This window comes from Synechococcus sp. R6-7 (assembly GCF_047461695.1).
Taxonomy (GTDB): Bacteria; Cyanobacteriota; Cyanobacteriia; order Thermostichales; family Thermostichaceae; genus Thermostichus.
In genome coordinates, this window is record NZ_JANSHS010000116.1 from 1 (window position 1) to 6,913 (window position 6,913).

Here is a 6,913-nt window from a genome sequence, read left to right on the forward strand (position 1 = left end):
GGGGTGGGGATCGGCGTGGAAATAGCCATCAATGCAGATCTGCTGGAAAAAAGCGCGGGTCAAGAGGCGGGCGATGTTTTCCGGGTCCGCGTCGCTGCGATCCGCCTCCAACAGGGGCCGGCCCTCGATCCACTCCAGCGTCAACACCTTTGGCGTAGTGAGAGGCCAATGGATGCGCGGCACCACCAGTTGGGCCGGATCAAACCAACGCCCCTTTTGCAACTGTTGGCGGAGCTGCTCGGTGTGGCGGGCCTCTTGGGTGAAGTCCAGCTCTGCTTGAATGGCCCGGCAGAACTCATCCGCCAAGGCCACCACATCTGCCAACCTGCCGAACTCCGTTTGCGCCACCAGCTCGGCAATGCCCCGGATTAGCCGCGTATCCCGCTCCACCACCGCCTCCAGCCCGGGCCGCTGGATCTTGAGGGCCACCCACTCGCCGCTGACCAGACAAGCCCGATGGACCTGGGCAATGGATCCCGCCGCAACCGACTCTGTGTCCAGGCTGCTGAACACCTGCTCCAACGGCTGCCGCAACTGCTGCCGCAGCAGGATCTCCACCGCATTCCAGGGAACAGGAGGTACGTCGGCCTGCAGAGTGCTGAGGGCCTCGATGTACTCTCGCGGCAACAGGTCCGGACGGGTGCTCAGCAGCTGGCCCAGCTTGACATAGACCGGCCCCAGATCCACCAAAATGTTGCGCAGCACCATTGGGGGGGGCAGTTGGGGTTCCCCAGCCTTGCCAAAAGAGAGCAAGCGGCGCATGTAGTCCCAACCGTGGCGCAAAACCACCTCCAGGATCTCGGCCTGACGCGCCCCACTCTGGGCCAGACGGGCAAACATCGCAGTCTCTCTCCCTGGAAGTCCAATGGCAGAGAAGCCCGATCCCTAGAAAAAGGGGATAGGGGCCACCCTACGGGTTCCATCCCAGCCGGTTTGCAGCCCCTCCCGCAACACCCGCAGCACCTCATCGGTATCGGCATTGGGCTGGGCAAAGGAGAAAACATGCTTGAAGCGCAGTTTGCCCTCCCGATCCACAACGAACTGGGCCGGCAGGGGTGCTCCCAAAGCTTGGCCAACCCCATAGAGGCGGAAGGTTTTGCACTCGGGATCCACCAGCAGTGGGTAGGGCAGTTGCAGGTCTGCTTGAATCTGCTGGCTTTGAACCGGATCGGTGCTGGTGACCATCAGCAGCTCCGCCCCCAGAGCTTGGATCTCCCTGTAGCGGGCTTTCAGCTCTTGGATGTGGGGGTAGCAAAAAGGGCAAAACAGTCTTTCGGTGAAGATACGAGTAAAAGCCAGAACCACCGGCTTTTGGCCGCGGTAGTCCGATAGCCGCACGGGATCCCCTTGCACGCGCGGCAGCTCAAAATCGGGGGCAATCTGGCCGATTTCCAGAGAAGTGTTGGCTGGTTGGGGGATGAAGTTGTCGGCAAAGCGACGGTTAAACAGTCCGCTGTTGCTGGTCATTGCAGTTTTTTACGTTTCTTTACTACTTGCCACCAGCCTAACCCAAAGCCTCGGCCACCGCCTTCAGCCGTCGGAGCTGGGCCCGCATATCCTGCTGGGTCGGCCCTGCTGCCAACAGGTAAAACCCTGCCGCCACCCAGGGACTGGGGATGCGGAAGTTGAAGCAATTGACTAGAAGGGTACCCCCCGGCTGGGGATGGCATTCCCAGCGGTCGGTTCCTTCAAAAAATCCCTTAAACTGCCACTGCACCAAGCCTTCTGCCCGCTCTGTAATCACGCAATCCAAGCTGGGGGATACAAACGGCAAGCGAAGGAAAAAGCGGTAGCGGCTGCCCAATTCCGCCAGAGGGGATCCCACCGCCTCACAGCCCAACAGCGGGTTGAGCCAGCGCTTCATCAACTCCAGGTCGGTGAGGCAGCGATCCACCTGGGCCACGCTGGCCGCAATCTGAATCGACTGGGTATAGATGGGCATCCTCAGGGGGAAGTTGGGGGAGCGAGCTTGGCCGCAGAGAGGTCTTCTGCCGTGGCAGAGGGGGATACGGTGCTCAGCAAAATCAAGATATCGCGATATTCCACCTGATCCGGCCCGCGACGGGGGGATCCCACTTGCACCACCGCCTGTTGGAGAGGCTTTTTGGGGTGGGGGGGAGACTCGAACACCAAGGTGCGGATCCCATTGGCCTGCTCGATGTCCGAGAGGATGTCCCAGCCCCGGCCCCACAGGGTGCGGCGATAGTAGGCGGCAATCGCCTCCAGAGGCTGAGAGGTCTGCAAGATCAGGGAAGCAAGGCCCCCCTCTCGATCCCGAATCTGTCCCGAAGAGATGATGGAAGCGTTGGGCAACTGCAAGTGAGGGGGAAACTGAGGGGGAAGGGCGCGGGCATCTCCTAGGGAAGCCTCAAAGTGCGTGCCATCTTTGCCGATGTGACGCCGCACGGGATCCTGATCCACTTCTTGAGCAACCGGATCAGGCATCTTGCGGCAGGCCAAGAGGGATCCCGCCAACAGCCCCAGGGTTAGCCGAGTAAGAATAGGCAAAGAACTTGGCCCCACTGACGTGAACCGCTCAAGACGGGGATTTTTTCTCATCCGTTGGCCAGGGATCCCTGACTGGTTATAGCGGATCCCGCCTTTGGATACAACCAATCTCCCTTTCTGGGCCAAGTTCCAGAGCAGCCATCATTCGTCGAGCCAGGGCTGACAACTGCACACCAGGTGGCGATCCCCGTAGGCGTTGTCGATGCGGCTGACGCTGGGCCAGAACTTGTGGGCCTTGACCCAAGGGAGCGGGTAGGCGGCCAGCGAGCGAGGATAGGGGCGATCCCAGTGGTCGGCAGCCACCACCTCGGCGGTGTGGGGGGCCAGCTTGAGGGGATTGCGCACCGGATCCATCTCGCCTCGCTCAATGGCGGCAATCTCCTGGCGGATGGCAATCATCGCCTCGCAGAAGCGATCCAGCTCCTCCAGAGATTCGCTCTCGGTGGGCTCCACCATCATTGTCCCCGGCACCGGCCAGGAGATGGTGGGGGCGTGGAAGCCATAGTCCATCAGGCGCTTGGCCACATCTTCCACCTCGATGCCGGCGCTTTTTTTCAGGGGGCGCAAATCCAAAATACACTCGTGGGCCACCCACCCCCCCGGCCCCTTGTAGAGCACTGGGTAGTAGGGATCCAACCGCTTGGCGATGTAGTTGGCGTTGAGGATGGCCACTTGGCTGGCCAGGGTGAGGCCGGCGGATCCCATAAGGCGAATGTAGGCCCAGGAGATGGGCAAAATGCTGGCACTGCCCCACGGGGCAGCGCTGACGGGGCCGTTACAGCCGGGCAAAACAGGATGGCCAGGCAAATAGGGCACAAGGTGGCGGGCCACGGCAATGGGCCCTACCCCCGGCCCACCTCCCCCATGGGGAATGCAGAAGGTCTTGTGCAGGTTGAGGTGGCAGACATCGGCCCCCAGCTCGGCAGGACGGCAGAGGCCCACCTGAGCGTTGAGGTTGGCCCCATCCATGTACACCTGTCCCCCCGCCTCGTGGATTATCTGGCAAATCTCGCGGATCCCTTCCTCAAACACACCGTGGGTAGAAGGGTAGGTGATCATCAAGGCGGCCAGCCGCTCCCCGTGCTGCTCCACCTTGGCCCGCAGATCCTCAATGTCGATATTGCCGGCTTCATCACAAGCTACGCTCACCACCTGCATCCCCGCCATCACGGCGCTGGCCGGGTTGGTTCCGTGGGCCGAGGTGGGGATCAAGCACACCTGCCGCCGGCTTTCCCCTCTGGCTTGGTGGTAGCGGCGGATAGCCAACAGGCCGGCATATTCCCCCTGAGATCCGGCATTGGGCTGCAGAGAAACTCCGGCAAAGCCGGTGATCTCCGCCAGCATCTTTTCCAACTGGGCAAAGAGGGCTTGGTAGCCGCGGGCCTGCTCCAGGGGCACAAAAGGATGGAGCTGGGCAAACTCCGGCCAGGTGACCGGCATCATCTCCACCGTGGCGTTCAGCTTCATGGTGCAAGAGCCCAAGGGGATCATGGAATGGGTGAGAGCCAGATCCCGGCTTTGCAGGCGGTGGATATAGCGCAGCAGCTCAGTTTCCGAGTGGTAACGGTTAAAGACCGGATGGGTGAGGTAGGGGGTGGTGCGCAGGAGCTGGGGCGGCAGGCTCTGGCCCAAGTCCAGCTCTGGGCTGTCGGGATCCCAAGCTGGCGGTAAGGACTCCGTTCCGCTGCGGGGAAGGGTTCCGGCGAAGATCTCCCACAGATCCCGCAGATCCTGAGCGGTGGTAGCCTCATCCAAGCTGATCCCCAGCGTCTGGTCATCGATCTGGCGTAGGTTGATCTGTCGCTGGGCAGCGCCGGCCTGGATCGCCTGCACCTGCTCTGGAGAAGCTACCTTGACCCAGAAGGTATCGAAGAAATGCTCGGGCCCCACCTCATAACCCAACTGGCAGATCCCAGTGGCCAAGTGATGGGCCTGGCGGTGGATGCGCTCGGCTATGTGTCGCAAGCCGCGGGGGCCGTGGTAGACGGCATACATAGAAGCCATCACCGCCAAAAGCACCTGGGCAGTGCAGATGTTGCTGGTGGCCTTGTCCCGCCGGATGTGCTGCTCGCGGGTCTGCAACGCCAAGCGCAGGGCTGGCTTGCCTTGAGCATCCTGAGAAATCCCCACCAGCCGTCCTGGCAGCAGCCGCTTGTGGGCCTCGCGGGTGGCGAAGTAAGCCGCATGGGGGCCGCCATAGCCCAAAGGCACGCCGAAGCGCTGGGTGGATCCCACCACGATGTCCGCTCCCCACTCTCCTGGGGGTTGCAATAGGGTTAAGCTGAGCAGGTCGGCAGCCACTGCCACCACCATCCCCTTTTGGTGCGCCTGCTCCACCAACTGCCGGTAGTCCCGGATTTCTCCAAAGGTGTTGGGATATTGCAGGAGTAATCCAAAGCCCTTTTCCAGGGAGAGTTCTGTTGGATCGGCTATGCGCACCTGGATCCCCAAGGGCTCTGCCCGCGTCTGTACCACGGCAATCGTCTGGGGATGGCAGCCCCGATCCACCCAGAAAACCGGGGATCCCCTGCCCGCCAAGGTGTAGGCAAGAGCCATGGCTTCTGCGGCTGCGGTGGCTTCGTCCAGCAGGGAAGCATTGGCGATCTCCATCCCCGTCAGGTCGATCACCATCGTTTGGAAATTGAGCAGGGCCTCCAGTCGTCCCTGGGCGATCTCGGCTTGGTAGGGGGTGTAGGGAGTGTACCAGGCAGGGTTTTCCAGGATGCTGCGCTGAATCACCGGTGGCGTCAGGGTGTTGGAATAGCCCATGCCCAAAAAGGAGCGCCACACCTGGTTCTGGGCCGCCATTGCCTGCAGTTCCGCCAACACCTGCTGCTCAGGGCAAGGGGATCCCAATTGCAAAGGCCGGCTGCTGCGAATGGCCGGCGGCACCGCCTTCTCCACCAGCTCCTGCAGCGAACTCAGCTCCAACACTTGCAACATCTGCCCAATTTGCCGGGCATCCGGCCCAATGTGCCGTCTGAGAAAGAGTTCGGTCTGCCCCAGCAACTCCAGCTCCGGAGAAGGCGTGGGTTGTGGGATCCCTGGAGATGGATCCCGGCTGGGGGGGTCAAGTCGAGTCGAGTGGAGAAGGGCCAAGTCGGACATGGTGCGATAGCCGAGAAAGGGAGAGCAAGAAAGACTGTCTCCTGATCATAGTTGTTAAAAATTGTTTCTGTCGGGATCCAAATCCTGTCTTGGCCTTCGATTCGGGGTAGAGGGGATGAGACACTAGATGGTCGGAGAATGTTAGCAACCTATACAGATGAGCCTTTTGGATTCTGCTTGGAGAAGTGATGCTATGCGCTGGCTGCTGTCCATCTTGGTTCGTGTGGTGTTAGTGCTCTGTCTGTGCTTCGCTCCTTTGGGGATCCCTGTTGTGGCCAGGGCCGCAGAGCTTCCCCCGGTAAAGCACTTGGACACTCCGATTGACGTGAACAACACCATCTTGCGCAACTACCGCCAACTGCCCGGCTTCTATCCCACCCTAGCTCGCATCCTGGTGAAAAATGCCCCCTACAAGAGCCTGGAAGACATGTTGCAGATCTCAGGCCTGACAGAGCAGCAAAAGGCCCTGATCAAAGCCAACGCCGAGAACTTCGTGTTTGGCGAGTATCAGGAAGGGGCTAACCAACTGGAAAACCGCATCAACCAAGGGTACTACGGCTGATCTCGGCAGAGGGGCCATCGGGAGAATCGGCTTTTGTAGGAAAGGGATCCTGTGGCCTACGATAACGTCTGCAAGTACTTGGTGGAATGGTTCCCCGAGTCCTTTGCCCGGTGGCTGCTGGGATCCCCGGTTCCCTTGATCCAGCTCCAGCCAACGGAGCTCTCCAGCGAGCCCATTCGCGCGGACTCCCTCATCCTGCTGAGGGCCCAAAACCTGATTTTGCATCTGGAGTTTCAAACCGACCCGGATCCCGACATTCCCTTGCGCATGGCCGACTATTGCCTGCGCCTGTTCCGTCGCTATCCCGACCAGGAGGTGCGGCAGATTGTCATCTACCTAAGAAAAACCCAGTCAGAACGGGTGTACCAGACTTCTTTTCAACGGGGATCCCTGTCCCATCGCTTTGAGGTCTTGCGCCTGTGGGAACAAGATCCAGAGGTGCTATCTCAATATCCAGGACTCCTGCCTTTAGCCGTGTTGGCAGATCCGGAAAACCCGGAGCCGCGACTCCGCCAAGTGGCCAGAGCCATAGCTGAGATGGAGGATCCCAAGCTGCGGCAGGAGTTGAAAGCGGCCACTGCCGTCTTAGCAGGATTAACATGGACGCCAGAGGAAATCAGCAGGGTTCTGGGAGGTTTGGCTGTGCGGGAATCGACCATCTATCAGATGTGGCGAGCAGAAGCCCTCAAAGAGGGTCGAGAGGAAGGTCTGCAGCAAGGTCTGCAACAGGGTCTG

7 protein-coding genes are annotated in these 6,913 nt (G+C 60.6%); 2 read left to right on the forward strand and 5 right to left on the reverse strand.

Features of this window, described 5'->3' with window-relative positions:
- The 5 genes from NW815_RS04125 to gcvP all read right to left on the reverse strand — a co-directional run.
- On the reverse strand, positions 1 to 840 hold an 840-nt coding region (locus tag NW815_RS04125), incomplete at its 3' end, for an ABC1 kinase family protein (protein WP_414415741.1).
- A gap of 45 nt (positions 841 to 885) precedes the next feature.
- Positions 886 to 1,467: a peroxiredoxin family protein gene (locus NW815_RS04130; RefSeq protein ID WP_414349927.1), complete on the reverse strand. Its 582-nt coding sequence runs from the start codon at positions 1,465 to 1,467 to the stop codon at positions 886 to 888.
- Positions 1,468 to 1,504: 37 nt separating this feature from the next.
- Positions 1,505 to 1,942: an SRPBCC family protein gene (locus NW815_RS04135; RefSeq protein ID WP_414381621.1), complete on the reverse strand. Its 438-nt coding sequence runs from the start codon at positions 1,940 to 1,942 to the stop codon at positions 1,505 to 1,507.
- Positions 1,943 to 1,944: 2 nt separating this feature from the next.
- Positions 1,945 to 2,508: a hypothetical protein gene (locus tag NW815_RS04140; protein ID WP_414388938.1), complete on the reverse strand. Its 564-nt coding sequence runs from the start codon at positions 2,506 to 2,508 to the stop codon at positions 1,945 to 1,947.
- A 141-nt stretch (positions 2,509 to 2,649) separates the two neighbouring features.
- The gene (gcvP, locus tag NW815_RS04145; protein ID WP_414388939.1) at positions 2,650 to 5,616 is read right to left on the reverse strand and encodes an aminomethyl-transferring glycine dehydrogenase; all 2,967 of its coding nucleotides are present in this window, start codon (positions 5,614 to 5,616) and stop codon (positions 2,650 to 2,652) included.
- 193 nt (positions 5,617 to 5,809) lie between these two features.
- Between gcvP and psbU the strand changes: the two genes are divergently transcribed.
- Entirely contained in the window at positions 5,810 to 6,178 is a 369-nt protein-coding gene (gene psbU, locus NW815_RS04150; protein ID WP_041436072.1) for a photosystem II complex extrinsic protein PsbU, read from the forward strand.
- Between the two features lie 51 nt (positions 6,179 to 6,229).
- Positions 6,230 to 6,913: Rpn family recombination-promoting nuclease/putative transposase (locus tag NW815_RS04155; RefSeq protein WP_414388941.1), on the forward strand; the 684-nt coding region annotated here is incomplete at its 3' end.